Annotated in this window: 23 protein-coding genes; 7 read left to right on the top strand and 16 right to left on the bottom strand. The window is 70.1% G+C overall.

The genetic code is table 11. The annotated features are described in order from the left end of the window. Positions 1-4 precede the first annotated feature (4 nt). Together J2853_RS07810 and J2853_RS07805 are read right to left on the bottom strand one after the other, a co-directional pair. Entirely contained in the window at positions 5-1,183 is a 1,179-nt protein-coding gene (locus J2853_RS07810) for a hypothetical protein (RefSeq protein ID WP_307556291.1), read from the bottom strand. A gap of 398 nt (positions 1,184-1,581) precedes the next feature. Then, a complete protein-coding gene (locus J2853_RS07805) occupies positions 1,582-1,962 on the bottom strand; it encodes a hypothetical protein (RefSeq protein ID WP_307556290.1) in 381 nt (126 codons plus the stop codon). A gap of 275 nt (positions 1,963-2,237) precedes the next feature. Between J2853_RS07805 and J2853_RS07800 the strand changes: the two genes are divergently transcribed. Beyond that, positions 2,238-3,701, top strand: coding sequence for an amino acid permease (locus J2853_RS07800; protein WP_307556289.1), 1,464 nt, complete (start codon positions 2,238-2,240; stop codon positions 3,699-3,701). On the opposite strand, the gene J2853_RS07795 is transcribed toward J2853_RS07800, so the two are convergent. Next, a complete protein-coding gene (locus J2853_RS07795; protein ID WP_307556288.1) occupies positions 3,617-4,429 on the bottom strand; it encodes a FadR/GntR family transcriptional regulator in 813 nt (270 codons plus the stop codon). The two genes, J2853_RS07800 and J2853_RS07795, sit on opposite strands and share 85 nt — an antisense overlap. A 111-nt stretch (positions 4,430-4,540) precedes the next feature. Here J2853_RS07795 and J2853_RS07790 point away from each other — a divergent pair, with 111 nt between their 5' ends. Together J2853_RS07790 and J2853_RS07785 are read left to right on the top strand one after the other, a co-directional pair. Continuing rightward, the gene (locus J2853_RS07790; RefSeq protein WP_307556287.1) at positions 4,541-5,410 is read left to right on the top strand and encodes a carbon-nitrogen hydrolase family protein; all 870 of its coding nucleotides are present in this window, start codon (positions 4,541-4,543) and stop codon (positions 5,408-5,410) included. Between the two features lie 22 nt (positions 5,411-5,432). Beyond that, a complete protein-coding gene (locus J2853_RS07785; RefSeq protein ID WP_307556286.1) occupies positions 5,433-6,797 on the top strand; it encodes an APC family permease in 1,365 nt (454 codons plus the stop codon). 120 nt (positions 6,798-6,917) lie between these two features. Here the strand turns inward: J2853_RS07785 and J2853_RS07780 are convergent, their stop codons facing one another. Beyond that, the gene (locus J2853_RS07780) at positions 6,918-7,454 is read right to left on the bottom strand and encodes a DUF4142 domain-containing protein (RefSeq protein ID WP_307556285.1); all 537 of its coding nucleotides are present in this window, start codon (positions 7,452-7,454) and stop codon (positions 6,918-6,920) included. Positions 7,455-7,701: 247 nt separating this feature from the next. Between J2853_RS07780 and J2853_RS07775 the strand changes: the two genes are divergently transcribed. Beyond that, on the top strand, positions 7,702-8,298 hold the full coding sequence (locus J2853_RS07775; RefSeq protein WP_307556284.1) for a DUF7711 family protein: 597 nt from the start codon (positions 7,702-7,704) through the stop codon (positions 8,296-8,298). A 31-nt stretch (positions 8,299-8,329) separates the two neighbouring features. Here the strand turns inward: J2853_RS07775 and J2853_RS07770 are convergent, their stop codons facing one another. From J2853_RS07770 to J2853_RS07720, 11 genes are all read right to left on the bottom strand, one after another. Then, positions 8,330-9,553 carry a Dyp-type peroxidase gene (locus J2853_RS07770; protein ID WP_307556283.1) on the bottom strand — a complete coding sequence of 408 codons (1,224 nt, stop codon included), beginning with the start codon at positions 9,551-9,553 and terminating at the stop codon, positions 8,330-8,332. After that, complete coding sequence (locus J2853_RS07765; RefSeq protein WP_307556282.1) at positions 9,553-10,131, bottom strand: copper chaperone PCu(A)C; 579 nt, start codon at positions 10,129-10,131, stop codon at positions 9,553-9,555. Before J2853_RS07765 ends, J2853_RS07770 begins: the two co-directional genes overlap by 1 nt. A 194-nt stretch (positions 10,132-10,325) precedes the next feature. Next, entirely contained in the window at positions 10,326-10,898 is a 573-nt protein-coding gene (locus J2853_RS07760) for an MFS transporter (RefSeq protein ID WP_307556281.1), read from the bottom strand. Beyond that, positions 10,895-11,461, bottom strand: coding sequence for a copper resistance CopC family protein (locus tag J2853_RS07755; protein ID WP_307556280.1), 567 nt, complete (start codon positions 11,459-11,461; stop codon positions 10,895-10,897). The genes J2853_RS07760 and J2853_RS07755 overlap by 4 nt, the downstream gene beginning before the upstream one ends. Before the next feature lie 140 nt (positions 11,462-11,601). After that, entirely contained in the window at positions 11,602-12,159 is a 558-nt protein-coding gene (locus J2853_RS07750) for a hypothetical protein (RefSeq protein WP_307556279.1), read from the bottom strand. 62 nt (positions 12,160-12,221) lie between these two features. Then, positions 12,222-13,484, bottom strand: a complete 1,263-nt coding sequence (locus J2853_RS07745; RefSeq protein ID WP_307556278.1) for an alkyl sulfatase dimerization domain-containing protein — start codon at positions 13,482-13,484, stop codon at positions 12,222-12,224. A 136-nt stretch (positions 13,485-13,620) separates the two neighbouring features. Further along, entirely contained in the window at positions 13,621-14,721 is a 1,101-nt protein-coding gene (locus J2853_RS07740) for a serine hydrolase domain-containing protein (protein WP_307556277.1), read from the bottom strand. Between the two features lie 132 nt (positions 14,722-14,853). Beyond that, complete coding sequence (locus J2853_RS07735) at positions 14,854-15,402, bottom strand: dihydrofolate reductase family protein (protein WP_307556276.1); 549 nt, start codon at positions 15,400-15,402, stop codon at positions 14,854-14,856. A 16-nt stretch (positions 15,403-15,418) separates the two neighbouring features. Next, positions 15,419-16,003, bottom strand: a complete 585-nt coding sequence (locus tag J2853_RS07730; protein ID WP_307556275.1) for an NADPH-dependent FMN reductase — start codon at positions 16,001-16,003, stop codon at positions 15,419-15,421. Positions 16,004-16,241: 238 nt separating this feature from the next. Beyond that, the gene (locus J2853_RS07725; RefSeq protein ID WP_307556274.1) at positions 16,242-18,143 is read right to left on the bottom strand and encodes a tetratricopeptide repeat protein; all 1,902 of its coding nucleotides are present in this window, start codon (positions 18,141-18,143) and stop codon (positions 16,242-16,244) included. A gap of 565 nt (positions 18,144-18,708) precedes the next feature. Continuing rightward, complete coding sequence (locus J2853_RS07720) at positions 18,709-19,683, bottom strand: helix-turn-helix domain-containing protein (RefSeq protein WP_307556273.1); 975 nt, start codon at positions 19,681-19,683, stop codon at positions 18,709-18,711. Positions 19,684-19,906: 223 nt separating this feature from the next. Between J2853_RS07720 and J2853_RS07715 the strand changes: the two genes are divergently transcribed. Next, a complete protein-coding gene (locus tag J2853_RS07715; RefSeq protein ID WP_307556272.1) occupies positions 19,907-21,535 on the top strand; it encodes an AAA family ATPase in 1,629 nt (542 codons plus the stop codon). 7 nt (positions 21,536-21,542) lie between these two features. On the opposite strand, the gene J2853_RS07710 is transcribed toward J2853_RS07715, so the two are convergent. Then, complete coding sequence (locus tag J2853_RS07710) at positions 21,543-22,640, bottom strand: IS630 family transposase (protein ID WP_307554255.1); 1,098 nt, start codon at positions 22,638-22,640, stop codon at positions 21,543-21,545. Between the two features lie 150 nt (positions 22,641-22,790). Between J2853_RS07710 and J2853_RS07705 the strand changes: the two genes are divergently transcribed. Both J2853_RS07705 and J2853_RS07700 read left to right on the top strand, forming a co-directional pair. Next, on the top strand, positions 22,791-24,026 hold the full coding sequence (locus J2853_RS07705; protein ID WP_307554052.1) for an IS701 family transposase: 1,236 nt from the start codon (positions 22,791-22,793) through the stop codon (positions 24,024-24,026). Between the two features lie 178 nt (positions 24,027-24,204). After that, positions 24,205-25,320: a helix-turn-helix transcriptional regulator gene (locus J2853_RS07700; RefSeq protein ID WP_307556271.1), complete on the top strand. Its 1,116-nt coding sequence runs from the start codon at positions 24,205-24,207 to the stop codon at positions 25,318-25,320. The last annotated feature ends 55 nt before the right edge of the window (positions 25,321-25,375 follow it).

The raw sequence follows: 25,375 nt of genomic DNA, 5'->3' as shown, positions 1-25,375 counted from the left end.
GAGGTCAGGGCGTGCCGCTCCTCCTGCTGTAGTTGTTCCACACCTGCACGCAGTAGGCGTAGCGCCAGTCTCCGGGACTCAGATGCCGGCAGGCGTAGGCGGCGCCGCCGTCGGCCGCCCGGCTCTCGTTTCCGCCGGCGGGCGCCGGGACCCTGGCCCTCGGCGCCGCGGGCGCCTGCGACGACCTCGGCCCGGCGTTCGCGGGCGGCGCGGTCCTGGCTCTGGCGGACGGCCCGGTCCCGGCCTTCGCGTCCGGCGTGGCCCGGGCCCTCTCGGACGGCACGGTCCTGGCGTTCGCGGGCGGCGAGGTCCTTGCCCTCGCGTCCGGCGCGCTCCGGGCCCTCCCGGACGGCACGGTCCTGGCGTTGGGGGGCGGTGCGCTCCGGGTTTCCTCCGCCCGCGGCGACCTGGCGCTCTCGACGGCTCCGGGCCTCGCGGTGACCTTCGGGGTCCTGCGCCGCTCCCGATGCCTCTCCTCCTGACTCCCCCGGCCCTCTTTCCCACCGGGAGCGGCGAGGGCATGGGACGGCCTCGCCGGGAGCGGGGTCTCGGACCTCCAGCCGCGCACGGACTTCCTCCCCTGCCCACGCCCGGCCGAGGCCTTGTGGCCCGGCTCGGGCGCCGCCGAGGCCGGAGTCCGCGGGGCAGGAGAGGAGGTGCCCCGCGTCGTCCCTGAGGGGGGTTCGCTCACGCTGTCACGTCCCGCGAGGGGGCCCCGGGCGGCGGGAGCCGCCTCAACGGCGGACGAGTCGGGCGAGGAGGGCCTGCCGTACAACCAGACGCCGGTACCGGCCGCGGCGAGGAAACCGACGATCAGCACGGGCCTCACGAGCCGGCCGCGCGAGATCTGCGACCACGGCCGATCCCACCGGCCCGGCGGCGGGGGCATGGAGAACGGCCGGCTCTCGATGCCCGCCCAGGGCCGGCGCGTGAACGGATCGGGGGCGTCCTCCGTCTCGTCGGCGGCCTCGGCCCGTGACGGCTCACCGGACGGCCGTGGCCCGACCGGTGTGTCAGCCGGGCATGCCCGTGACTCGATCGGCCAGACCAGCGTCTCCGTCGGACCGGCCGGTGACCCGGCCGGCGCGGGCGACGGCACCCCTCGCGACTCGCTGTACGGCATGCGGCCTCGCGGTCTCACCTCCAGGCCGTGGCCGTGGGTCCGATCATGCTCACTGTGCATCTCGCCTCCCGTTTCACGTCTGATCTCCCCCAGCCTGACGAAAGTCACTCGCTGTATGGGGCTACTGACAGTGCGGCATTACCGATCCGTTACCCGTGGCGGGTTGCAAAGAGAGAAAAATGCGGTGAAAGGCCGCCCTCATCGCCGGAGAGCGTGACCGTCGTCCGGCCGGACGGCCCACCGCGCGTCACCCGCGCGATGCCCGCCTCGCCGTAGAGCCGCCACCGATCTTGGTCCTGCGACCACCGGAAGGGCAAGGACCCACGCGTTCCGGCACGCGATCCGCAAGCAAGGGAGAACCTCCGGTGTCCGGCACTTGCCCTTTACGTTGTAGATCCGTTCATGGCCGCGCCGGCGTTCGTGACCGGCGTCCCGGAGACGTCACGGGACACCCGCGATCACCGCTCCGGCGGCTCCCCGGGTGACGGCCCGGGCCGGGATTCGCCGGGTTCGGCCTCGCCGGGAGAGGCGTGCTCCTCAGACGGGTTGGCCAATTCGATCAGGTGCCGTACGGGCGAGCTGTCGAAGAACGCGGTGAAGGCGCCGACCACCCCCTCCCCCAGCGGGCGGAACGCCTCCAGGGCGGTGTGCGCCTGCGTGCCGACCTCCTGCAGCAGGTCCTCGAGGACATGCGGCAGGGGCGGTGTCGGCAGCGTGAGCCGTGCCTTCGGCGGAATCTTCTCAGGTGGTGCCCAGCGCATGGAATCGTCGCTCATGGCGAGCCATTCGTCGACGACCCCGTCGATGGCGTCGAGCACGTGATCGGGATCGCTTGACATAGCGGCTCCCCCCGGTGGCTGAGTCCGACAATACGACGGTACCTCCTCTCGTCCCGGGAGAGGAGGGAGAGCCCGGGCGAAGCGTCCGGCGTGACCCCCGGGCCGGCGGGGTCGCGCCGGCGCCGGCGGACGGGGCCGTCGAGGCGGTCCGGGCCGGGCATGATCCGGGGACGGCGCCGCTGACATCACCGTGAGTGAAGTGGGGAAAACTCTCCGTCAGGATCGATGGCGGCTCCAGACGGTCCGCCACGGCCGTCATGCTGAGGGGATGCGTCATGGCCATACTCCGGGCGGGATCGGGCGTCCTTCGCCGTAAGCCCATCGAGCACCTGGAGGAACCCGAGGCCGGGGGTGAGCAGCTCACCCGCGTGCTCGGACTGTGGCAGCTCACCGCGATCGGGGTGGGCGGCATCATCGGCGCGGGCATCTTCACCCTCGCGGGCGCCGTCGCCAACGGCATAGCCGGTCCGGCCGTCGTGGTGTCGTTCCTGATCGCCGGGATCGCGAGCGCGGCGGCGGCGTTCTCCTACGCGGAGTTCGCGGGGCTCATCCCCAAGGCCGGATCGGCGTACACCTACGGTTACGCGGTCCTCGGCGAACTGGTGGGCTGGTTCATCGGCTGGGACCTGCTGCTGGAGTACACCGCGATCGTCGCGGTCGTCGCCATCGGCATCTCCGGTTACTTCTCGTTCCTGCTCGACGCCCTGGGCGTCGAGATTCCCGCGTGGATGCTGGGAGCGCCGGGGACGGGCGCGGGACACCAGGTGGACCTGATCGCCGCCCTGCTGTGCCTGCTGATCGCCTACCTGCTGAACCTCGGCATGAGGAACGCCGCCCGGTTCGAGATGGCCGTCGTCGCGCTGAAGGTCGTCGTGGTGCTGGTGGTCATCGTCGTCGGTTTCCTCCACATCGACACGGCCAACTACACCCCCTTCTTCCCCTACGGCGTCAGCGGCGCGTTCACCGGCGCGGCCACGGTCTTCTTCGCCGTCTTCGGCTACGACGCCATGAGCACCGCGGCGGAGGAGTCCAGGGACGCCAGGCGCCACATGCCGAAGGCGATCATGTACTCTCTCGCCATCGCGATGGTCCTCTACGTGCTGGCCTGCCTGGTGCTGACGGGCATGCAGAAGTACACGGAGATCGACAGGGAGAGCGGCTTCTCCACCGCGTTCAGCGCGGTGGGCCTGCGCGGCCTGGCGAACGTGATCGCGGTCGGGGCGATCATCGGCATCCTCACCGTGATGTTCACCTTCATGCTCGGGGTGACCCGCGTGTGGTTCGCGATGAGCCGGGACGGGCTGCTGCCGAAGTGGTTCGCCAAGACGCACCCGACCCGGCACGTGCCGACCCGTGTGACCTGGATCGTCGGCGTCATCTCCGCGATCATGGCCGGGTTCCTGCCCATCGTGCAGGTGGCGGAACTGACCAACATCGGCATCCTGCTCGCCTTCGTGGTCGTGTGCGCGGCGGTGATCGTGCTGCACTACCGGCGGCCCGACCTGCCGCGGACCTTCCGCTGCCCCGGAATGCCGGTCGTGCCGGCGATCGGCGTCCTCTTCTCGCTCTGGCTGATCACCTTCCTGCAGTGGCAGACCTGGGTGCGCTTCGCGGCGTGGTTCGTGGTCGGCCTGATCGTGTACTTCGGCTACTCCTACCGGCACTCCGCGCTGGCCGGAACCGAGACCGCCTCATCAGGGGAGGGCACGGCCGGGGGCGGGACGTCGGCGGACGGCTGACGGCCGATGAGCCCGACGAACATGGTCCGGTGGAGCGTCTCGACGTGGCGGCGCGTGACGTCGACCGCCTTCAGCGGATCGCGGCCGGTCAGGGCCGCGACGAGCTCGGCGTGCTCGCCGTTGGACTCCCGCAGGTAGTCCAGCGGGTACGGCAGGTAGTAGCGGTAGAGCTCCCGCAGGATCGGGCCGTACTGGTCCCCCGCGGACGGCAGGCCGGTGGCCGCCGCGATCGCCGTGTGGAACCGCTCGTCGCAGGTGTGGAACTCGGCCCAGCTTGAGACCCGGTCCATCTGCGCCACGAGCTCCTCCAGCTCCTCCAGTTGCCGCCGGCTCACGTTCGACGCCGCCAGGTGCGCGATCCCGCACTCCAGCAGCAGCCTCTGGTCGATCAGCCGATGGACCTCGTCCGCGGCCGACCGGTACGCCTCGATCTCGATGACCCCTCCGGTGACGGGCCGGTGGGCCACCAGGGTTCCGCCGTTCCGGCCGCGCCGCCGCTCCAGGACGCCCTCGGCGCACAGCGAGACGAGGGCGCGCCGGGCCGTGATCTCCCCGACGCCGAGGGCACGGGCGATCTCGTCGGTCGGGGGAAGCCGCTCCCCCGGCTTCAGCAGGCCGAGATCGACGGCCATCGCGATGCGGGCGCGAACGGTGTCCAGGGCGTTGAGCCGGCGGATACCCGCGAGGGCGGGTGCTTTGAGCGCGGTCAGGGGGCTGCCAGGCGTCATGCCCACACCGTACTAGCCGAAAAATAGATCATTCTGAGCACTATTGATTTAAATGCTCAGAATGAGCTATTTTCACATCTCATAGCGTGGAAGCCAGAAAACAGGTGAACCGTGTCCCGCCCTCTTCCCGTCGCGCTCGCCCAGGCGGCCCCTCATCCGATCGACGCCTCGCTCTCGGATTTCGCCCGGGAGGTCGAGGAACTCGTCGCGGGCTTTCCCGAGGCCCGTTTCGTCGTCTTCCCCGAGCTGCACCTGCACGGCACCCGGACGCCGCCCCGCCGGAGGAACGCGGAGCTGGAGGCGTCCGCGGAGCCCCTGGACGGGCCGCGGTCGAAGGCGCTCGCCCAGCTCGCCGGCGACCTGAACATCTGGCTGGTGCCCGGCAGCGTGTGCGAGCGCGGGGAGAACGGCGCGCTGTACAACACGGCCCTGGCCTTCTCCCCCGAGGGCCGCCTCGCGGCCTCGTACCGGAAGATCTTCCCCTGGCGACCGTACGAGCCCTACCGGCCGGGTGACCGCTTCGTGGTCTTCGACGTCCCCGGGACGGGCCGGGTCGGCTTCGCGATCTGCTACGACGTCTGGTTTCCCGAGGTCGCACGCCATCTCGCCTGGATGGGCGCGGAGGTCATCGTCAACCCGGTCATGACGACGACCTCCGACCGCGCCCAGGAGCTGGTGCTGGCGCGCGCCAACGCGATCGTGAACCAGGTCTACGTCGTCAGCGTCAACACGGCCGCCCCCACCGGCACCGGGCGCAGTCTCGTCGTCGATCCCGAGGGCCGGGTCAGGGTCGAGGCGGGCGAGGCCCCCACCGTGCTCACCGACGTCCTCGACCTGGACGACGTCACGCGGGTGCGCAGGTACGGCACCGCGGGCCTCAACCGCGTGTGGGACCAGTTCGGCCCCGCCGACGATCCCCTCGAACTCCCCCTGTACGGCGGGCGCATCGACCCCGCGCGCTGGAAACCACCGGACAACTGATCCCCTTTGGAGGAACCTCGCCATGCAAGCCAGCGAACCGACCTTGAGGCGAGCCCTCACGCTCAGATCCGTCGTCCTGTTCGGCCTGGCCTACATGACACCGCTGATCGTGCTCGGCATCTTCGGCGTCGTGGCCGAGACGACGAGCGGCGCGACCGCCGCCGCGTACGCCGTCGCCCTGATCGCCATGCTGTTCACGGCCCTCAGCTACGGCAGGATGGCGGCGACGTACCCGATCGCCGGATCCGCCTACACCTACGTGCGGCGGACCATCGACTCCCGGGTGGGTTTCCTCGTCGGGTGGGCGGTCCTGCTCGACTACTTCTTCCTGCCCATGGTCATCTGGCTGATCGGCGGCGCCTACCTGTCCGCGCAGTTCCCCGGCGTCCCCTCGTGGCTGTGGATCGTGGCCTTCATCGTCGTGACGACCGCGCTCAACCTGCTGGGCATCAAGGTCGCCGCCAGGGCCAACTCCCTGCTCATGGTCTTCCAGATCCTGGTCCTGGTCTTCTTCGTCCTGCTGTCGATCGGCCACGTGGTCGGCTCGCGGGGCGCGGGCGCGCTGATCGACCCGGCCCCGTTCCTCAACCCGGCCACGACCGTGTCCGGCATCTCGGCGGGCGCCGCCATCGCCGCCTACTCCTTCCTCGGCTTCGACGCCGTCACCACCCTCACCGAGGAGACCGTCGAACCCACCAGGACGATCCCGCGGGCCATCCTGCTCATCGCGCTCATCGGGGGCGCCATCTTCGTCGTCGTCGCCTACTTCACCCAGCTCGTGCATCCCGGCAGCACCTTCGCCGACTCCTCCTCGGCGGCCTCCGAGATCGCCAAGACGATCGGCGGCAACCTGTTCGGGGCGGTCTTCCTCGCCGGTCTGGTCATCGCCCAGTTCACCTCCGGCCTCGCCGCGCAGGCCAGCACCTCGCGACTGCTGTTCGCCATGGGACGCGACTCGGTCCTGCCCCGCAGGATCTTCGGCTACATCCACCCCAGGTTCCGCACGCCCGCCCTCAGCATCCTGCTCACCGGCGTCGTCGGGATGATCGCCCTGCGCCTGGACGTCGCCACCTCGACGTCGTTCATCAACTTCGGGGCCTTCACCGCCTTCACCTTCGTCAACCTCAGCGTCATCGCCCTCTACCTCCGCGAACGCCGCGCGGGGCGCCGGCCGAGGATCCTGCCGTACGTCCTGGCGCCGGCGATCGGCGCGATCGTCGACGTGTGGCTGCTCACCAAGCTGGACGGCAACGCCATCATGCTCGGCCTGATCTGGCTCCTCGTCGGCGTGGTCTACCTGGCCTACCTCACCCGCCTGTTCCGGCTTCCCCCGCCCGAGATCGAGTTCACCGAGGAAGAGCCCGCCCCGCCGGCCCACGTGGGCTGAGGCCGGGGAACGGTTTCCCGCCCGGATCCGATGCCCGCCGGCCCATGTGGGCCGGTCCGGCCCCGGACGGCGCCGCCGGGCGCCGGAACGCGGGGCCGGACCGGTGGCCTTGGCCGCCGGTCAGCTGGGGCTCGGCGTGCTCTCCGGCGTCTTCTCGGAGCCTCGGGCCTTCTCCAGCAGGTTCAGGTGCTCCTGCACGACGGGCTTGGCGTCCGTGGCGAGCTGCTTCACCTCGGTGGAGGAGCCGTCCCTCAGCTCGGTGTTCACCGCGTCGAGGGTCTCCCGGTGTCCCTTGATCTCCGCGGCTATCCACGCGCGGTCGAAGGCCGCTCCGCTCAGTGCCGACACCTTGTCGAGTACGGCGCGCTGCTTGGGACCGGGTCGGTCGGGCAGGGTCACGTTGAGATCCTCGGCCGCCTTCCGCACGTTCGCGTCGAGCCTCGTGTGGTCGGCGACGAACCTGTTGGCGAGGTCGCGGACGGTCTGGTCACTCGCCTTGTCCAGAGCGGTCTTCCCTGCCTCGATCTCGGCCAGGTTGGCCCGGTGCGCCTGGACCAGGAAATGACTGTCCTGGTCGCTGGGAGCCGATTGAGCGGCGGCGACGCCGCTGATCGCGCCACCCAGCACGAGGACGGCGAGGGCCATCAGGACGAGCATTCTTCGAACCATGAGGACCTCCGGCGATCAGCTCATGAGTGGAATCAACGTCCCTTCCCCTATGCGCGCATATTTGCCGATTTAGTGACATGAAGTCGTAAATCATGATAAAAGCCCCGTGAAGCGCTTCACCCCGCGCGTCAAAACGACCACGAGGACCCCGTACGGCCCGCCGGTGTGCCCCGCGCCCCCGGTGATCTCCATGGCGTGGGCTCGACGGTCCACCCGCATGGGCGAGGATGGCCGGATGAAATGGACCCGCGCCGTGCATCATCTGGAGTCGCTGGCGCAGGAGTGCGCCCAGATGGCCACCCGGCCGCCCTCGATCTTTCCGTTGCGGGTGACCCAGATGTGGGTGGCCGCGGACCTGCTCGGCCCGCCGCGCGACCTGGAAACCGTGACGGTCGCCCTGTGCGTCGACCTTCCGGCCGACGAGGTCGCCTGGTGGAGTGAACCGCCCGGCGCGCAGCACTGGGCCAATGCCACCCGCCTGGCCAGGAACCCGGTGCTGGTCTGGTGGAGGTCCGCGCGTGCGCCGGTCTGGAACCACCGCATCGATCGGCCGGCCCTGGTCTGGGACGACACGGACGGAGTGCGGGAGGACACGCTGGCCGCGCTGCGCGACGGGCACGGCGAAACCGTCCGCCTGGCCGCCCCAGCCGAGGACCTGCTGCTGGGGCGGCTGCACGAGGAGCTGGCGGTCAGCCTGCGCAACCTTCGCGCGTGCACGCGGGCGTACGAGGACCGGCGCTGGAGCCCGGGCAAACTCGAACCGGTCGCGGACGCGCTGTGGCGAGCCGGCGACGGGTACCTTGACGTGCTCGACGCGGTGTCTCGCGCGTAGTTCCCGCGCCCCCCTGGACGGTCATGACATGTCAGGCCAGCAGGGTCTCTCCGATCCAGCCGCCGGGTGAGCATCCCGGTGGGACGGCGAACACGGCGGAGCCGATGGGTGTCGTCCACTCGTTGAGGAGGTCGGCCTCGGCCAGGCTTTTCTGGATGGGAAGGAACTGCCGGGTGATGTCGGCCTGGTAGGAGGCGAACAGCAGTCCGGAGTCGGCGTGTCCTTCGGAGGTGAGACCCTCGTCGTAGTTGTAGACCCGGCGCAGGATGCGCATGTTCGGGTCCTTGACGTGGGCCCGGCGGATGTGGGCCTGTTCGGAGATGACGGGGAAGCCGGCCGGGGTGAGCCTGCCGAAGTCGGGCTCGTCGTGTTCGGCCTGCCCGGTGAGCGGGGCTCCGTTGTCCAGCCGGCGGCCTATCGTGAACTCCCTGGCGACCCGGTCGGCGGCGTCCCAGGTCTCCAGCTCCGCGCGGATGCGCCGCAGCACGAGCGTGGTGCCGCCGTGCAGCCAGCCGGGGCCGTCGCTCACCCACACGGCCCGGTCGAAGTCGGGCGTGCCCGGCCGGGGGTTGACGGTTCCGTCGAGCTGGCCCATGAGGTTGCGGTGGGTCAGCCCTGGGGCCTGGGTCTGCGGGCCGCTCCGGAAGCCCCGTTGCGTCCAGCGCACCCGGGTGAAGGACCGGGCGTCCTTGATGATCATGCGCAGGGTGTGGGCGAGGGCGAGGCCGTCCTCGGCGCAGATCTGCAGCAGCAGGTCACCGCCGGTCCACTCCTTCCGGAGTTTGTCGATCGCGAACCCCGGCAGGGGCGCGATCGACGCGGGGCGCCGGTCCTCCACCCCGGCCGCCGTGAAGAGACCGGGGCCGAACCCGAAGGTGACGGTCAGCCGGGAGGGCAGCACCGCCAGCTCCGGCTCGGTGTCGGCCAGCGCGGGCCGGCCCCCGGTCAGCCGCCGGGCGTCGTCGGTCAGGAGCTGCATCATCCGCACGACCGCGTCCCGGTCGGTGCCCGGGAGCAGGTCGAGGCCGACGAAGACCGCGTGGGCCTGGGGTGGCGTGGCGACGCCCGCCTGATGGAGGCCGTGGAAGGGTTCCACCGCCAGGCCGCCGGCGGGGGAGGCCGGTGTCGACGCCGTTCCGGCGACGGACCGGCCCGGGGAGGCGGTCTGCTCGGGGGCGCAGGCGGCGAGGGCGCCGACCGCGGTGGCGGCGCCTCCCGCCAGCAGTCCCCTGCGTGTCAGCTGGGGCTCTCGCATCAGCCCTCACCCATGCCGGGCTGGTAATCCTCCTTGGCGCCGGCGAAGTCCTTGCCGACCGCGGTGAACGTCACGGTCCGCCCGCCGGCGAGGGTGAGGGTGAAGGGGATCCGGGCGCCGGGTTTCACCTCTTGCGTGACGCCCATCAGCATGAGGTGGTCGCCGCCGGGCTGAAGCTGTTGCGAGCCGCGAGCCGGGATGACAAAACCGCCCTTCTTCGGGCGCATGACCATCTTGCCGCCCGAGTCGGCGATCTCGTGCAGCTCGACCATCGGCGACAGAGGAGAGGTCGCGGAGACGACGGTCACGTCGGCGTCGGTGGTGTTGACCAGGGTGCCGAAGGCGGAGGTCATGCCCTTCTTGACGGTCTTCACCCACGGATCGGTGATCGTCAGCCCGGAGGCTGTCGCCGATCCGGCACCGGTCTCCGTGGCGGTGACCGCAGTGGAGGTGGCCGCAGCGGGCGCGGTGCTTCCGGCCGCCGCCGGTGTCGTGGTCGCGTTCTGGGAGCCGCATCCGCTGAGCGCCATCACGGCCGCGAGCAGGATTCCGGCGGGGGCGACACGAGGAGAAAGCATGGTGATGCCCTTCTTCTGATCTTCTGGCCGACGTCGGCGGGCCGCGGCCGAATGCCGCCTTGATGTGGCCCGCCGGACGGACAGCCCGGAGTTGTCACGCAGGTTCGATCCACCGAGCGGCCGGACGACGGCTCGGCAGGTGCCCGCACGCGCGGGCTCGGGAGCGAGGTGACGTCCCCCGGCGACCTGAGCGGTCAGCCGGAGACGGCGGTGACAGACCCGGGAGGACCACGCCGGCTCACGGCGTGACGCAGGATCGCCGAGCGGAGGATCGCCGGCTCGGCCGTGCGCGAGGGCAGGAAGGCGGTGTAGGCGGGATCGGCGCACACGACGAGCAGGAGGCGGAGCCGTACGTCCAGCCGCCGCAGCATCGCCCAGAGAGCCGCCTCCCCACGCGCCAGCCACAGCGAGGTCAGCCCGGCGGCCCAGCCGTGCGCCACCAGCATGCCCAGGTCGGGCAGCAGCCCCGAGTGGACGTGCCCGGTGATCTCAACGTGGGACGTGGCGTGCGCGAAGGAGAAAAGCAGGTGCAGTACGGCCTGCAGGCCGACGAGAACCGGCATGATCACGGCCGGTGTGCGTTCGCGTCCCGACGCTCCCAGGGCCGTCAGGAACGCCAGCGCCAGCCCGCCGGCCGCGCTCGGGGCGGAGACCTGGTTTCCGGCGAGGACGTGGGCCGTAACGCTCAACCCGAGGCAGACCGCGGAGAAGGCGGCGGCGCGGGCGAGGCGGAACGTCAGGCCCGCCGGCGGGGTCGGGGAGGTCACTTCGCGCTGCCGGGCCGATCCGGGTTGGAGTACCGGAGCCAGGCCCCCGCACCGATCGTCAGGAGCACGGCGAGGGCGACCCATATCCAGGTCGAAACGCCCTGGGTGCCCACCTGATCGCCGGCGGAGACGGAATCGGGTGCGGCGGACGGCCTGAGCGCCGACGCCCGCGCGGGATGCTTCGCGGACGACGGAGCCGAGCCGGTCACGGTGAAGGGGATCTCCCCCTCGATCGGGTGACCGTCGGAGGAGACCACCCGCCAGGCGATCACGTATTTGCCGTCGGGCGGTGTTCGCGGAACCTTGGCGGTGACCTTCGGGCCGTCGGCGTGTGCCTGGCCGATGTCCACGGACTTGCCCTTCGCCTCGCGCAGGACGACCGTGGGGAACAGGACGTGGGCGCTGAACTCCAGCTCGATCCGCTCGATGGTCGAGATCTTGGCGTCCTTCGCCGGGGAACTGCTCTTCAGGCTGTCGTGGGCGAGCGCGGCGGGCGCGGTGAGCATGAGAAACAACCCGCAGCAGAGCGTCGCCGACACCGTCCTGCGTATGAATCGTGGCATGTATGCCATCACGGGCTCCAAGGGAACTCCCGGTCCGCGCCCTCGTCGCGGATCGGCACAACCGGAGGGACGCTTCGGTGGAGGAAGGAAGCGCCTGGTCACGGGGGCACACCGGCCGCCGGACCCTTCGGGGAGGTTCCTCAGCCGGTGGGTCGGGACGCGGGCGGGCCGCGCCGCCGCAGCACGGGGAGGATCTCCCAGCCGCCGTACGGCCGGACGCCGGCGGCCGGTACGGCCTGCCAGGCGGGCGGCGTCACCTCGGCGGCGCAGGCGAGGCGCAGCCGGATCACCGGCATCCGCCCGCCGTACAGACGGATCATGAACCACAGCGCGCTCTCGCCGCGGTGCAGCCACCATCCCGTGCCCAGTGCCACCACCAGGTGGACCGCCGCCATGCCCCAGCCGGGGTGGGCGTGATCGGCGGCGACCGTCAGGTGCGGCGCGGGCGCGGCCCGGCCGAACAGTTCGTGCAGCAGGATCTGGGCTCCGACGGTCGCGGCGAGCACGACGTCCGCGCCACGCTCACGTCCGTTGAGCGCGTACGCCACGCAGAAGGCGATCGCCGCGCCGAGAGCGACCAGACGCGGCGGGACCGGCCCGCCGCCGGCCAGGACGTGACCGCCCGCGGAGACCACGACGCACAACGTCGCGAAGACGACGGCTCGTGGCACGCGCAGTGCCGACGCGGCAAGGGTCACACCCGCCATCCTGCCAGCCGGGTGGCCCACCCGGAAAACCGGCTCCGCGGCTTGCCCCGGGCTCAAGGGGAAGGTCTTTCCCCCTGATCGGCGGCCCGGCGGGATTCGGCGGCGGCCCAGGAGTAGATGCCGGTGGCCATGAGGGAGGACTCGGCCTCGGCGCGGGCGGCGTAGACCTCGGCCCGGACCTCGTGCAGGCTCGCGTCGCCGGGGTCGGCCTGGACGGCCATCTCGGCCAGGTGGGCGGCCACCCGCAGGTCTCCGGTGGCGGCGGCCCGGCGGGCGGCGTCCGCGATCCGGAGGGCGCCGCCCGCGAGATCGGCGACGGCACGGGCGAGGTCGGCGTCACGGGCGGGTTTGAGGTGCGCCGGGTTTCCGTCGTACCAGCCCCCGTACATCCGCCACAGGTTGCGGACGACGAACTCCGGCTCGTCGTACTTGGCCTGCAGGTAGACCCGGTCGGCCAGGTGCCGGGGTGGGACGACGGCGAGCACGACGTCGTCGAGGCGGCGGCCCTCGTTCAGCATCGCGAGGGTCTGCTCGACGATGCTCTCCAGCCACTCGGCGGTCTCCAGGAGGGCCTGGGCGATCCGGTCGGCGCCGAAGATCGGTGCGCCGTGCGAGGGCAGCATGATCTCGGCGTCGAGGGCGGCCATGCGGCGCAGGGCCTGGACCCATTCGCGGGGGTAGCGCTGCACCTTCTGCGGGTTGCCGCAGTTGGGCGCGAGCCAGATGAACAGGTCGCCGGGCAGCAGCAGTCTGTACTCCGGCACGTAGGCCACCGTGGCGTCGTCGGTCTCGCCCTTGGCGTGGAAGAGCTCGAACGTGAGCTCGGCCCGGGAGACGGTCATGGCGTCGCGATAGGTGACGTCCGGGTGCCGGTACTCGGTCGGCCAGCGCAGCTCGGGGAGCTGGAACTGCCGCTGGTTGATCACGGAGTTGTAGCCGGCGGTCAGCACGTAGCGGTCGAAGCGGTCGCGGACCAGCTCGTGCGCGACGACCTGGGGCCGGGCGCCCTCTTCGGCGTCGAAGGGGGCCATGCCCATGACGTGGTCGATGTGCCCGTGCGAGTAGAACGCGGTGGTCAGCGGATCGGTCGTCCACTCCCGGATCCGGGAGTGCAGCCGGTCGGCGGCGATCGCGTTCCCGGTGTCGAAGAGGATCAGCTCGCCCGCGTTGCGGAACGCGATCGCGTTACCGAACCCGGGCTGCCAGCCGAGCCCGTCAGCGATCTCCACGACCCCGCTGCCGCCCATCCCGGCGTGCGCGATGTTGTCCTCCATCGCGCCGCGCCAGACCTTGTCCGCGTAGTCCCTGATGTCCATGGCGTTCCCTTCGGTATCAAAATCATAGATCCGCCGCCGGCGCGTCCTCGGGAGGTGCGCCCACGCGGCGTGACGCTCCCGTGAAAAGGGAACCGCCCGCCCCCACGTGACGTGAGGGCGGGCGGGAACGGGCGGGTCAGGACGCGAGACGCTTGACGACGTCGGCGACCTGGCCGTACGCGGTGAAGTCGTTGGTCAGGCGGTTCTTGGTGACGGCGACCACGAGCCCGGTCGCGGTGTCCGCGTAGGCGCCGCTCCCCCCGGCCCCGGCCATTCCGAAGACCGTCTCCGGCGACTGGTCGACGGGCGAGCCCAGGGCGTATCCCAGGGCGAACGCGGACGGCATCCCGAAGATCTCGTCGATGCCGGACGACGACTTCCTCGTGGCCTCGCGGAGCCGCTCCGGCGTCAGCAGCCGCACCCCGTCGACCTCGCCCAGCAGCGCCGCGTACATCTTCGCGATGGCCCGCGCGGTCGTCTTGCCGCCGGCCGGGATGTCGGCGCCGAGTACGTCGCGGCGGTTGCCGAGACCGGCCGCCGGGAACAGCGTCATCGGCCCGGCCTTGAACATCGGCAGGTCGTCGGGCATGTCGCCGAACGCCGAGGGGTCCATCGGCTCGTCCTCCAGCTTGGCCAGCCGGTGGTGCTCGGACTCCGGCACCCCGAAGTAGAGCTCGTCGGCGACGCCGAGCGGCCCGGAGACCTCCTCCAGCAGCACCTGCGAGATCGGCTTCCCCGTGGCGCGCCGGACGATCTCCCCCACCAGGTAGCCGAAGGTGTAGGCGTGATAGCCCATTTTGGTGCCCGGTTCCCACCAGAGCTCGGCGTTCTCAAGCGCCGCGCACATCTTGTCCCAGTCGCAGACGTCCTCGGCCGTGCTGTCGAGCGAGAGGCCCGGCACGCCGGCCGTGTGGTTGAGCACGTGCCGTACGGTCACGCCCTCCTTGCCGTGCGCCCCGAACTCCGGCCACAGCTCGGCGACCGGGGTGTCGTAGGTGTACAGACCGCGCTCGGCGAGGATGTGGGCGACGGTCGCGGTCGCGCCCTTGCCGATCGAGAAGTTGTAGAACGGCGTGTCCGGGGTGACGGCGCGGCCGGTCTCGGGGTCGGCCACACCCGCCACGACATCGACGATCTGCTCGGCGCCCCGGTAGACGGCGACCTGCACGCCCCGCTCGGCTCCCGAGTCGACAAGCCGGTCGGCAACGGCCTGGACGTTCTTCTGCAGCTCACTCACGATCGTTTCCTGTTCTTCGAGAAGCACGGGTGGACGGTGCCGCCCGCCGGAAGGATGTTCGTCGGTTCCTCATACCTGTCGAAATATCTGTCGAACCTGCCGACGTCATCTCGACATCCGGCCGGAGGATTCTCAGCCCTCGTAGATCGGCTGGTAGGACAGGATGACGACGCCCGACTCGAAGGTCCGCGTACCGAGGTGCTTGAGCTTGGCCTTCACGCCCTCACGGAACAACGGCTGGCCCTCGCCTCGGATCTCGGGGTGCACCCAGATCCGATACTCGTCGAGCAGGCCGCCGGCCATGAGCCCGTCGGTGAGGTTCCCGATGCCGTACATGAGGATGTCCTGACCCGGCTGCTCCTTCAGCTCCGTCACCCGCTTCACCAGGTCGTCGCCCGGGATGACGGTCGTGTTGTTCCAGTCGGCCTTCTCCAGTGTCGACGTCACAACGTATTTGGACATGCTGTTGATCCGGTCGGAGAAGGGGTCGCCGGTGCGCTCGGGCCAGGAGGCGGCGAAGCCCTCGTAGGTGACCCGCCCCATCAGCAGCCCGTCGCAGGAGAAGAGCTGGTCCTTCGCGAACCGGGCGGCCTCGTCGCTCCAGTAGTCCAGCGACCACAGGTGCGGGTTGTCGATGTAACCGTCGAGCGTGGCATACGTGGAAGCGATGATCTTGCGCATGATTTTCTCCAATTTTTCAGGCTTTGTACGGACGTCGAATGCGGGCCTCGCGCAGTGCGTGAGCCCACCAGGTGAGCCGGTCGAGCGTGATCCTGGCTGTCGCGTTGCAGGTCGCCGTCGCCTTGGGCCAGGAGCCGTCGGCGGCGAACAGGTCCCAGTAGCAGGGAAGGCTGACGGTCTCCCGGATCGCCACCGCGTGCAGCTCGGTGAAGACCTGCCGAAGGTGGTCGGTGGCGTACCGGCCGCCGGACTCCCGGCCGTAGGACACGAAGGTGACGGGCTTGGCCTGCCACTCCTCGTAGTACCAGTCGATGGCGGTCTTGAGCGGTGCGGGAAAGCTCCGGTTGTACTCGGGCGTCACCACCGCGAAGGCGTCCGCCGCGGCGAGGCGCGGAGCCAGGACCCGCACCGGCGCGGGGGCCGGTGTTCCCTCCTCGCCGGAGAGGGTGTCGGGCAGTCCGGCCTCCGCGAGGTCGACGACGTCGACCTCCAGGTCCTCGCGCCTTCGGGCCTTGGCGGCGAACCACTCGGCCACGGTCGGGCCGAACCGGCCGTCGCGGGTGCTTCCGATGATGATCGCCACCCGTAACCGCTCGTCCATCCCGGCCTCCCCTCTGGGGTCTTCCTGCTGACACCCCCTACGATGCCGGGCGGCCCTTACGGTCTCCTTCAGGTCTTCTTACGGCCCGCGGTCGCGGGGCCGTAACCGCATTCGGGTCCGGACGGGTGAGCACACCGGCGACCGCCACCTGCCGGGACACGCTCAGCCGGTGAAGCCGGCCGCGGCTGCCCGCCCGCTGCCGCCGCGAGCGTCGGAGGTCCGCCGGTCTGGCGAGTGTTCACTTTCGGTCGTCGAACCGGGGTGGGCCTGAAGCGTCGCGCTCATTCTCCGAGGTGGGGCCGGCGGGGCGCCGCAGCAACGTGGACAACGCCTCTTCGGTGACGAGCGTGTATTTGTTCTCCGCACCCAGCACGCGCCGCCTGGCTTCGAGGACCGTCCGGTACTGGCGCTCGGCCTCCTCGTGGCGTCCTTGCTCGGCGAAGGCCCGGGCCATCTCATGCCCCGTCGTCATCACGTGGGGATGATCGGGGCCGAGAAGCCGTACTCGGAGATCGTAAAGCTCTCGCAGTTCACGTTCGGCCTCGACGGCTCTTCCCTGAGCCAGAAGCGTCTTGGGGATCTCATGGCGCGACACGAGCGTGTCAGGATGTTCCGGCCCCAGTACCCGCACCTTGACCTCGTAGATGGAGCGGTGCTCCTGCTCGGCCTCAGACGCCTTTCCCTGGACGAGGAGGACACGGGCGGCCTCGTAGCGGGTGGCGAGTGTGTCGGGGTCGTCCGGCCCCAGTACCCGCACCTTCGACTCGTAGGTCTCCGAGAACTCATGCTGAGCCTCGGCCAGCCTCCCCTGGTCGGCGAGAACACGCGCCAGGTTGTGGCGCATGGTCAGTGTCTTGGGATGGTCCGGCCCCAGAACCCTCGTCCGATCTTCGAGAAGCTGCCGGAATTCACGCTCCGCGTCGACGGTGAGGCCGAGGAACATGTAGGCGCTCGCGTGCCGATGCCTGAGTTCGAGAACTACCGGATCATCGGCGGGGAGGCGATTCTCGGTTCCCGCCAGCGCGACCTCCATGAGATCCAGAGCGACGTGATAGGCGCCACCGTAGGTGAGACCCACAGCGCAGATCGCTGATGCCTCCGCGAGGCTTCTCATGCCCGTTTCGTCAAGATCCTCGGAGATGACCATCCAAAACCTGCGGAGATGTTCGGGAAGTTGCTTCCACCTCGGCCAGTCCGTTGAGCGATCGACACCGAGTCCGCCGGCGGCGCCCGACACCAACCTGACGGCTACCGTTGCGGTTTCCCTGCCCAGGGTCTCACCCGAGAGCTTGTGCCGAGTGGTCTCGGCCACGAGGGGGTGGACGATGACACCGTTCAGCGCGTTGTCCGGCGTCACCGTGCCCTCGACCATTCCAACGGAATGGAGCGCCGTCAGCCCACCGATCACACCGCTGATTCCTCGATCTCCACAAACGGCGCTCAATTGCTCGTGGTCGAACAGAAAAGCCGGGATCGGGGAGGGAGCCGCGAAGCAGGAGAAAACCCCCAACAAGGCACGCGCGTGAGGGAAGCCTTGACTTTCAAGGAGATCGAGCGACAGCTCCCACGTGGTCGCGATGTTCGACCTGGCCTCCGTGCTCTCGTTCATCAATTGATGGCCTCTGCCGTCCAGGGCTTCACGGTACACGGCGAATTCTCTCTCGGCGGCGAAGGTCATGGCGAGATGCATGCCCGCGTGACGGAGTGCCAGCGCCAGTCCTCCCAGCCTTGCCGACAAGGCCCGCGCCTCCGCCGTACCGCCCGCTTCCGGCGCCAGGTCGAGCAGCATCCGTGCCCCGTCCTCGACGGACAGGGCGTTCAATCGATGGACCGTCACATGGCGGCCCCATTCCGGCGACCCGCTGACACGGCTGGTCACCAGCAAAAGGCCGGATGTGGTCGGTCGAAGCCATCCGTTGCCACCCGCGACGGGCTGATCCCCAACCTGTAGCACGCGCGGATCGTCGGCGTTGTCGATCACCAGGAGCCAGCCGTCAGAGGCTTCAAGAGACCGCCAAAGCAGGCTCGCGGGGTTACGACGGCCTTCGATCGCCTCTTCCACCTCACCCGCTGTGGCACCCAGCTCGCGTGCCAGACCGAGCAACTGGAGAGTGAGAGCCTGTGCGTCGCCGGCGGCCACCCACCACACCGGCCGGCCTCCCGCCCGTGCTTCCGCGGCGACCTGCAGCGCGACCGTGGTTTTGCCGATGCCGCCGAGACCCGCCAGGAGATGGACCTGCCCGTCGGGAGTGTCGATCAAGGTACGGAGCTCGGCCGTGAGTTCGTCTCGGCCACGTACGTGATCAGGTAGCAGCCCTGTCGGCGGTGGCAGCACTTTGAGACCGGAGGAGGGTTCCGGCGGCGGGCCGTCGCCCGCTTGGGGTCCCGTGGAACTCGCCGAACCGGAATCCGGCCTGGGCGTCCTTCGGAGCTGGATCCATGCGATCACCGCCGCCATGACGGCGACCACGAGACCTGCGGCCGTCAGTCCTGTACCCACGTCCATGTCGCGAGGGTATGGACCTTTCGTATCCGGTGTCGACCTATTCGATCAACGCCGACCGAATCGACGCCGCGGTCTCCGGCGAGCTCGCGGTCTCGAATCTCCCGACCTGGCCGTCCGCGACAGGAGCGGCTCACGACCACGCCCGTCCGGCATCGTCCGAGGCCGGGTCGCAGGCTTCTGATCACGATCGGAACTGCGCTCACCGGAGGTCCGGGGCTTCCGAGAGTCGGCGTGCCGCGCGTTGCCAGTCTTTGGGCAGCACACCGTAGGCGTCGTGGAATCTGCGGGAGAAGTGACCGGGGGCCGAGAAGCCCCAGGCGTGGGCCACGGAGGCGATGGTGCGATGTCGCCCGTTGGGTGAGGCGAGGTCACGGCGGGCTCCCTCCAGCCGTTGCTCGATGATCCACTTTTCCAGGCTCATCCCGGCCCGCTCGCAGAGCTTGTAGAGGGAGCGCACGGAGATGTTGTGCGCCGAGGCGATGCGTTCGGGCGTGAGGTCGCGTTCGGTCAGATGCCACCGGGTGTAGGCGAGGACGCGCGTCAGCAGGGTCTCGGCCTTCACGGGCCGCGAATATCTGTCGTCCCGGGCGGCGGAGACGATGAGCGCCCGCAGCAGTTCGACGCCGGCCGCCGCCAGCCCGTCCGCGCCGGCGTCGAGGCTGAGCCGTTCGGCGTCGCGCGCCAGCGTGCCGAAATGGTGGCGGACGAGCCCGTACAGCGGGCTTGCCCGAAGGTCCCGCGAGGCTTCGCGGACGACGTCGGCGGGCAGCGCGAGCTGGTCGTATTCCACCATGAACGCCCGTGATGTCCCGTCGCCGGACCAGGCGAACTCGTAGGGCGTCGTCAGGTCGTTGAGCACGAGGTCGTGGGCGCCCACGACTTGCCGGTGTCCCTGGGTCTCGAAGAGCCCCCGTCCCTGCGTCTGCATGACGAGGGCCACGATCGGCAGGCTCCCCATCCTGATGTGCCTGGGCGTGCGGATGAGCCGGAACCCCGAGGCATGCGTACCGAAGAGCGAGGATCGCCCGAAATCCCAGCGATCCATGCGCGCGTGGACGTCACCGTCCGGGTCCTCGTGAACGATCCGGAACGGCACCGTCATCCCCGTCGCCGCGGCGTGGAACGCCTCCACCCGATCGGCCGCGGGGAGATCCCGGGTGTCGAAAAGGATCATCGGTCGACGCCCTCCGGACGCAGGATGGATCGCGGATCTTTTCGGCTCCGAATCGCCGAGTTCAGGACGCGACGGTCGCCGGCCGAAACCGTCGCCCTCATCGCTCGGCGCCGTCCCTCATCGGCGACCGGCCCCGCCATCGTCGCCCCTCAGGTGGCCGGTTTGTATCCAGGTAAGTCCTTAGTCTTGGCCCGGCCAGCCCCAGGCCGATTAAGATCGATTCATGGCGTTCCTCGACCGTGAAGCCGAGAAACGACTCATGGGAGAGCTGCTCAGTGCCGCGCGGCACGGAACCAGCGGGACACTCGTGCTCCGCGGCGAACCGGGCATCGGCAAGACCGCCCTGCTGGACCACGCGGCCGAGACGGCACCGGGCGTGCGGATCCTCCGGGTGACGGGCGTCGAGGCGGAGTCCGAGCTTGGATATGCGGGTCTGCACCGGTTTCTCCTGCCGATCCTGGACCGCCGCGATCGCCTGCCCGCCCCCCAGCGTGGCGCGCTCGGTGCCGCCTTCGGCCTGACCGAGGGCCCCCGCCCGGATCCCTTCCTGATCGGACTGGCGGTGCTCACCCTGCTCACCGACCACGCCGAGGAGCGGCCGGTGCTGTGCGTGTGCGACGACGCCCAGTGGCTCGACCACGAATCCCTGCGCGCGCTCGCCTTCGTCGGACGCCGTCTCCAGGCCGACCGAGTCGCCCTGCTGTTCGGCCTGCGCTGCGGCGACAGCGGAACCGTCTTGGACGATCTCCCCTGGCACCGGGTGACGGGGCTCTGCGAGGAGGCCGCCCACGAGCTTCTGGCCACGGCGGTCACGGGCAGGCTCGACCCGAGCATCGCCGGCCGCATCGTCGCCGAGACCCGCGGCAACCCGCTGGCCATCCGCGAGCTGGGCGGCGAACTCGTCACCCAGCAGGTCCCCGCCCCGCTCCTCTCCCAGCGCCTGCCGATGGGCCGTCAGCTGGAAGCCCGGTTCCTGCGCCAGGTCCGGGCGCTACCCGCTCACACGCAGACCATCCTGCTGATCGCCGCGGCCGACCCCACGGGCGATCCCGATCTGGTGTGGCGCGCCGCGGTCCACCTTCGCGCGACCGGCGGCGCGGTGGATCTGGTCGCCGCGACCGAGCCCGCCATCGGCGCGGGCCTCGTCACCCCGCTGCCCGTCCTCGGCTTCCGGCACCCACTGATCCGCTCCGGGGTGTACGGCGCCGCCGGCGGCGACCTCAAACGAGGTGTCCACGACGCGCTGGCGGCGGTCACGGACCGCGAAGCCGACGCCGACCGGCGCGCGTGGCATCTCGCCGCGGCGGCCGGCCACCCGGATGAGGGCATCGCCACCGAACTCGAGAACTCGGCTCACCGCGCCCGTCTGCGCGGCGGCTACGCCGCGCAGGCGACGCTGCTCACCTGGGCGGCGGACCTGTCACCGCAGGCCGCGCGGCGAACCGCCCGGCTCCTGGCGGCCGCGGAGGCGGCCCTGGCCGCCGGTCACACGCAGCGCGCCGAGCACCTGCTGGACCGTGCGGAGCCCGGGCTCGACACGGGCTCGACAGGCCACGCCCTGCGGCTGCGCGGGTTGTTCCTCATCCGCACCGCCCGCTCGGAGCAGGCGATCGCCGTCCTGCTCAGGGCGGCCGCCCTCTTTCGCGAGTCCGACGCCCGGCCCGCGGCGAAAGCCCCGGGCGGGAACGGGACGAAGGCCCGTACCGGGTACGCGACGGAGTCGCTTCTGGCGGCGTTCGACGCCGCGGCGATCTCCCCGTGGCTCACTCCGCACCAGAACATCCGCGAGCTGGCCACGGCCGCGCTGCACACCACGAGGCCGGACGAGGTCCCCTTCCCCGGCGCCTACTAGTGGCCCGTCACGCAACCTTGGCCGGGTAACTGGTCCAGCTTCTGATGGGTGAGCTGGCGGCGAAGTTCGTCTTGGGCCGGGCTTGGGCGTTGCGCCAGCGCACATAGGCGCCGATCGCCGCGTTCTGCTCGGCATGGCTGCGGTGATCAGTGCCATTGAGGGCGTAGTAGCGCAAGGCGGCGAATTCTGACTCGATCCAGTTCAACCACGAGCCATAGGTCGGCAGGAACACCAGCTCGACATCGTTGGCAGCCGCCCAGGCGCGGACCTCGCGGTGCTTGTGCGGCGAGTAGTTATCCATGATCACATGCAGTTTTTCGCCAGGCCAGCGCGCCCGGAGCGTCTTGAGGAAGGACAAGAACTCCCGCCAGCGTTTGCGTTTGCGGATGCGGTAAAACAGCTTGCCGGTGGCCAGATCCAGGGCCGCGATCATCTGCATGACGCCGTCGTAGCGATGGTAGGTGGCCCGCAGCCGGGCCGGTGAACCCTGAGGTCGCCACCGTTTGCCCTTACGCGGCAGCAGATTCAGCGGCCCGAGCTCATCGACGCAGATCACCCGCCCATCAGCGGGCGGGCTGTCATACAGCTTCAGCACGCGTCGCATCTTGGCGATGAAGTGCGGGTCGGTGGATGCCTTCCACGTCGTGGTGGTCTGCCAGCTCACCCCGCCCTTGCGCAGGATCCGCCGCAGATGCTCGCGGCTGATCGCCGCCACCACCCCTCGGGCGATGAGGTGCTCGGCCAGCGTGCGCAGGCTCCAGGTCGACATGCCGGCGATGCCCCACTCAGCGGGGACCGTCTTGGCGATCAGGCAGATGCGCTCACGCACCCGCTCACTGATCGCCGGGGGACGGCCCCCGCTCCATTTTGGGTCCAGCGCGTCAAACCCCCGCTCGTTGAAGGCGTGGATGACATCACGGACGTAGTCGTCACCGACCTGCATCAACGAGGTGATGTCCGGCACCGACTGGCCCTGGCCGGACATCATCACCACGATCGCCCGCCGCAACTTGATCGGATCCTTCGCGGTCCTCGTGATCCGCTGCAGTCTGCGGCCTTCCTCCATCGACAACGGCCGGACGAACACCTCTGGTCGGCGCGCCATGACCACCTCCCTATCTTGCGGAAGCAGCCAGCCTGACGGGTTCACCCCAGGAGATCAATTACCCGTCCAAGGTTCAGTGACGGGCCACTAGTAGGACTTGGTTACCTCGGGTAGGAGACGGTATGTCACCTGCGTTGGGGGTGAGGGAAGATGACCCCTCAAGAACTCGAGGCCGTGCGGGCGCGACTGGAGACGTTCGCCGCCGAGGTGTTCTCCTGTTTCGCCCGTGCTGATCAGCGGCGATGGGGCGAACGATATGTGCGCGGCCTGCTGACCGACGGGGCCCGTAAATCGATGGAGCCGATGGCGGCCCGGCTGGGCGTGGACCGCCAGGGGCTGCAGCAGTTTCTCACCGACGCCCCCTGGTCACATCAACTGGTGCTGGCCGAGCTGGCCTGGCGGATGGACACGGCGATCAACCCGGCCGCCTGGGTGGTCGATGATGTGTCCTTTGTCAAGGATGGTGAGGAGTCGCCGGGAGTGGCCCCGCAGTACTGCGGGGCGCTGGGCAAGACCGCTAACTGCCAGGTCGCCCCGAGTGTGCACCTGGTCACCGACGTCGCGTCCTGTCCGGTGAACTGGCGGCTGTTCGTGCCCGAGGGGTGGGATGCGGCCTCACCGCGCACGGAGGATTCGGCCGCGGTGGCGGCGCGCAGGCAACGGGCCCGGATCCCCGCGGACATCACTCATGTGCCCAAGTGGCAGCTGGCTTTGGACATGATCGATGAGCTGTGTTGCTGGGGGCTGGAGGCGCCGCTGGTGGTCGCCGATGAGGGCTATGGCCAAGACGGGGCCTTTCGTCTGGGCTTGACCGAGCGTGGCATCGGCTACGTGGTGGGGGTGCGCTCCGATACCGCGCTGCTGGGCATCGATGCCGGCCGGACGGTCGCGCCGTATGCGGGGACTGGGCGGCGGCCGGTGCCGCGTTATCGAGACAAGCCGCGCTCAGCCCAGCAGATCGTGACCGCCGCCGGACGGCGCGCGCTGCACGCGGTGACCTGGCGGGCCGGGTCCAAGGGGCCGTTGCGCTCACGGTTTGTCGCGCTGCGGGTACGGCCGGCGGGGCTACGGATCCGCCGCGCGCACATGGGCGAGGATCTGCCGGTGTGCTGGCTGCTGGCCGAATGGCCACCTGGTGAGAGCGAGCCGACCAAATACTGGCTGTCCACCCTCCCGGCAGACATCCCGCTACGGCGCCTGGTGCGCCTGGCCAAAATCCGCTGGCGCATCGAACACGACTACCGGGAGTTGAAGACCGGCCTGGGTCTGGACCACTTCGAGGGCCGCACCTGGAGTGGCTGGCACCATCACGTGACCCTGGCCTCGGTCGCACACGCCTTCTGCACCCTGGAGCGGCTCGACCCAAAAGTGCCGGCTGCGGTTTGAGCACCTACCGGATCATCGCCGAGTTGCAACTACTCCTGGCGTGCTGGGCCGGAATCTGCCCCACCTGCCGCCGAGCGTTACCCAGACACGCCCAGCCCGTCCCCACCTAACCAAGCCCTACTAGCTGCTGACCGGCCATGCCACGAACGTCGTCCACGGTTTCAGCAGGTCCGTCCCGATGCTGCGGGACGCGGTGGAGGCACTGCGCCGCAACGAGGCCACGCCGGAACATCCTTCGCCCTGGATCGTGCTGGGACTCATCGCCGCGGCGGAACTCTGGGACGACGAGGCCGTCAGCGCGATCACCGCGAACGGGGCACGCCACGCTCGCGAACGGGGCGACCTGCAGACGCTGCGCGCCGCCCTGCACGGCCTGGCGATGCTGGAGATCTGGCATGGGCGGTTCACCGCCGCGGACGCGCATCTCGCCGAATTCCACGAGCTCTCAGCCGTGATCGGAGGGGCCAGGCGTTTCGCGCGGCCCAGCCGCGTCACCCTCCTGGCCTGGCGCGGCGATCACGTCCGGGCCCACGACGCGGTCACCGGCCTGACCATGGGACCGGGCGAACCGGGGACGATCGGCGGCTATCCGATCCAGCTGGCCAGGACCGCGCTCACCGTGCTGGAGCTGGGGCGGGGGCGCTATCGCGAGGCTCTCACCAGCGCCCGCCAGGTCTTCGACGACGACCTGCCCCTCTTCAGCAACCCGGCCCTGCCCGACCTCGTCGAGGCCGCGGCGCGCGGCGGCGAACCGGCCGTGGCGCGTGCCGCGCTGGAGCGGCTCGCCGAACGCGCCACCGCCGTCGGCACGCCCTGGGCGCTCGGTCTGCTCGCCCGCTCCCAGGCCCTGCTGGCCGGCGAGCCCGAACAGCACCACCTCCAGGCCATCGCCTGCCTTGAGCGCACCAGGATCGTGACCGACCTCGCCCGCGCCCACCTGCTGTACGGCGAGTGGCTGCGCCGCGAGCGCCGGCGAACCGAGGCCCACCACCACCTCCACACGGCCCACACGATGTTCACCACGATGGGAGCCGGCGCCTTCGCCGAGCGTGCGCGGAGCGAACTCGCCGCCATCGGCCACCGAACCCCCCGGCGGACCGCCGAGACCGCCGACCGCCTCACCCCGCGTGAGACGCGCATCGCCCAGCTCGCCGCGCGCGGCGCCACCAACCGGGAAATCGCCGGTCAGCTCTACATCAGCGCCGGAACCGTGGAGTACCACCTGCGCAAGGTGTTCCAGAAGCTCTCCATCACCTCCCGGCGTCAGCTGCCGCCCGAGCCTCCCTCCGGCTGACGGGCTTTCCGCCGCCCGGCCTCAGGCGGTGAGACGCGCGGGCGACGACTTCTCG

The sequence above is a fragment of the Streptosporangium lutulentum genome (assembly GCF_030811455.1).
Classification (GTDB): domain Bacteria; phylum Actinomycetota; class Actinomycetes; order Streptosporangiales; family Streptosporangiaceae; genus Streptosporangium; species Streptosporangium lutulentum.
This window is presented reverse-complemented; position numbering and strand designations above follow the sequence as displayed.

Excerpts from the sequence above, each read along its gene's own strand:
- J2853_RS07810 (WP_307556291.1), bottom strand. The coding sequence starts at position 1,183 with ATGCACAGTGAGCATGATCGGACCCACGGCCACGGCCTGGAGGTGAGA.
- J2853_RS07805 (WP_307556290.1), bottom strand. The coding sequence starts at position 1,962 with ATGTCAAGCGATCCCGATCACGTGCTCGACGCCATCGACGGGGTCGTC.
- J2853_RS07800 (WP_307556289.1), top strand. The coding sequence starts at position 2,238 with ATGGCCATACTCCGGGCGGGATCGGGCGTCCTTCGCCGTAAGCCCATC.
- J2853_RS07795 (WP_307556288.1), bottom strand. The coding sequence starts at position 4,429 with ATGACGCCTGGCAGCCCCCTGACCGCGCTCAAAGCACCCGCCCTCGCG.
- J2853_RS07785 (WP_307556286.1), top strand. The coding sequence starts at position 5,433 with ATGCAAGCCAGCGAACCGACCTTGAGGCGAGCCCTCACGCTCAGATCC.
- J2853_RS07780 (WP_307556285.1), bottom strand. The coding sequence starts at position 7,454 with ATGCTCGTCCTGATGGCCCTCGCCGTCCTCGTGCTGGGTGGCGCGATC.
- J2853_RS07775 (WP_307556284.1), top strand. The coding sequence starts at position 7,702 with ATGAAATGGACCCGCGCCGTGCATCATCTGGAGTCGCTGGCGCAGGAG.
- J2853_RS07770 (WP_307556283.1), bottom strand. The coding sequence starts at position 9,553 with ATGCGAGAGCCCCAGCTGACACGCAGGGGACTGCTGGCGGGAGGCGCC.
- J2853_RS07765 (WP_307556282.1), bottom strand. The coding sequence starts at position 10,131 with ATGCTTTCTCCTCGTGTCGCCCCCGCCGGAATCCTGCTCGCGGCCGTG.
- J2853_RS07755 (WP_307556280.1), bottom strand. The coding sequence starts at position 11,461 with ATGCCACGATTCATACGCAGGACGGTGTCGGCGACGCTCTGCTGCGGG.
- J2853_RS07745 (WP_307556278.1), bottom strand. The coding sequence starts at position 13,484 with ATGGACATCAGGGACTACGCGGACAAGGTCTGGCGCGGCGCGATGGAG.
- J2853_RS07735 (WP_307556276.1), bottom strand. The coding sequence starts at position 15,402 with ATGCGCAAGATCATCGCTTCCACGTATGCCACGCTCGACGGTTACATC.
- J2853_RS07730 (WP_307556275.1), bottom strand. The coding sequence starts at position 16,003 with ATGGACGAGCGGTTACGGGTGGCGATCATCATCGGAAGCACCCGCGAC.
- J2853_RS07720 (WP_307556273.1), bottom strand. The coding sequence starts at position 19,683 with ATGATCCTTTTCGACACCCGGGATCTCCCCGCGGCCGATCGGGTGGAG.
- J2853_RS07715 (WP_307556272.1), top strand. The coding sequence starts at position 19,907 with ATGGCGTTCCTCGACCGTGAAGCCGAGAAACGACTCATGGGAGAGCTG.
- J2853_RS07710 (WP_307554255.1), bottom strand. The coding sequence starts at position 22,640 with ATGGCGCGCCGACCAGAGGTGTTCGTCCGGCCGTTGTCGATGGAGGAA.
- J2853_RS07705 (WP_307554052.1), top strand. The coding sequence starts at position 22,791 with ATGACCCCTCAAGAACTCGAGGCCGTGCGGGCGCGACTGGAGACGTTC.
- J2853_RS07700 (WP_307556271.1), top strand. The coding sequence starts at position 24,205 with ATGCTGCGGGACGCGGTGGAGGCACTGCGCCGCAACGAGGCCACGCCG.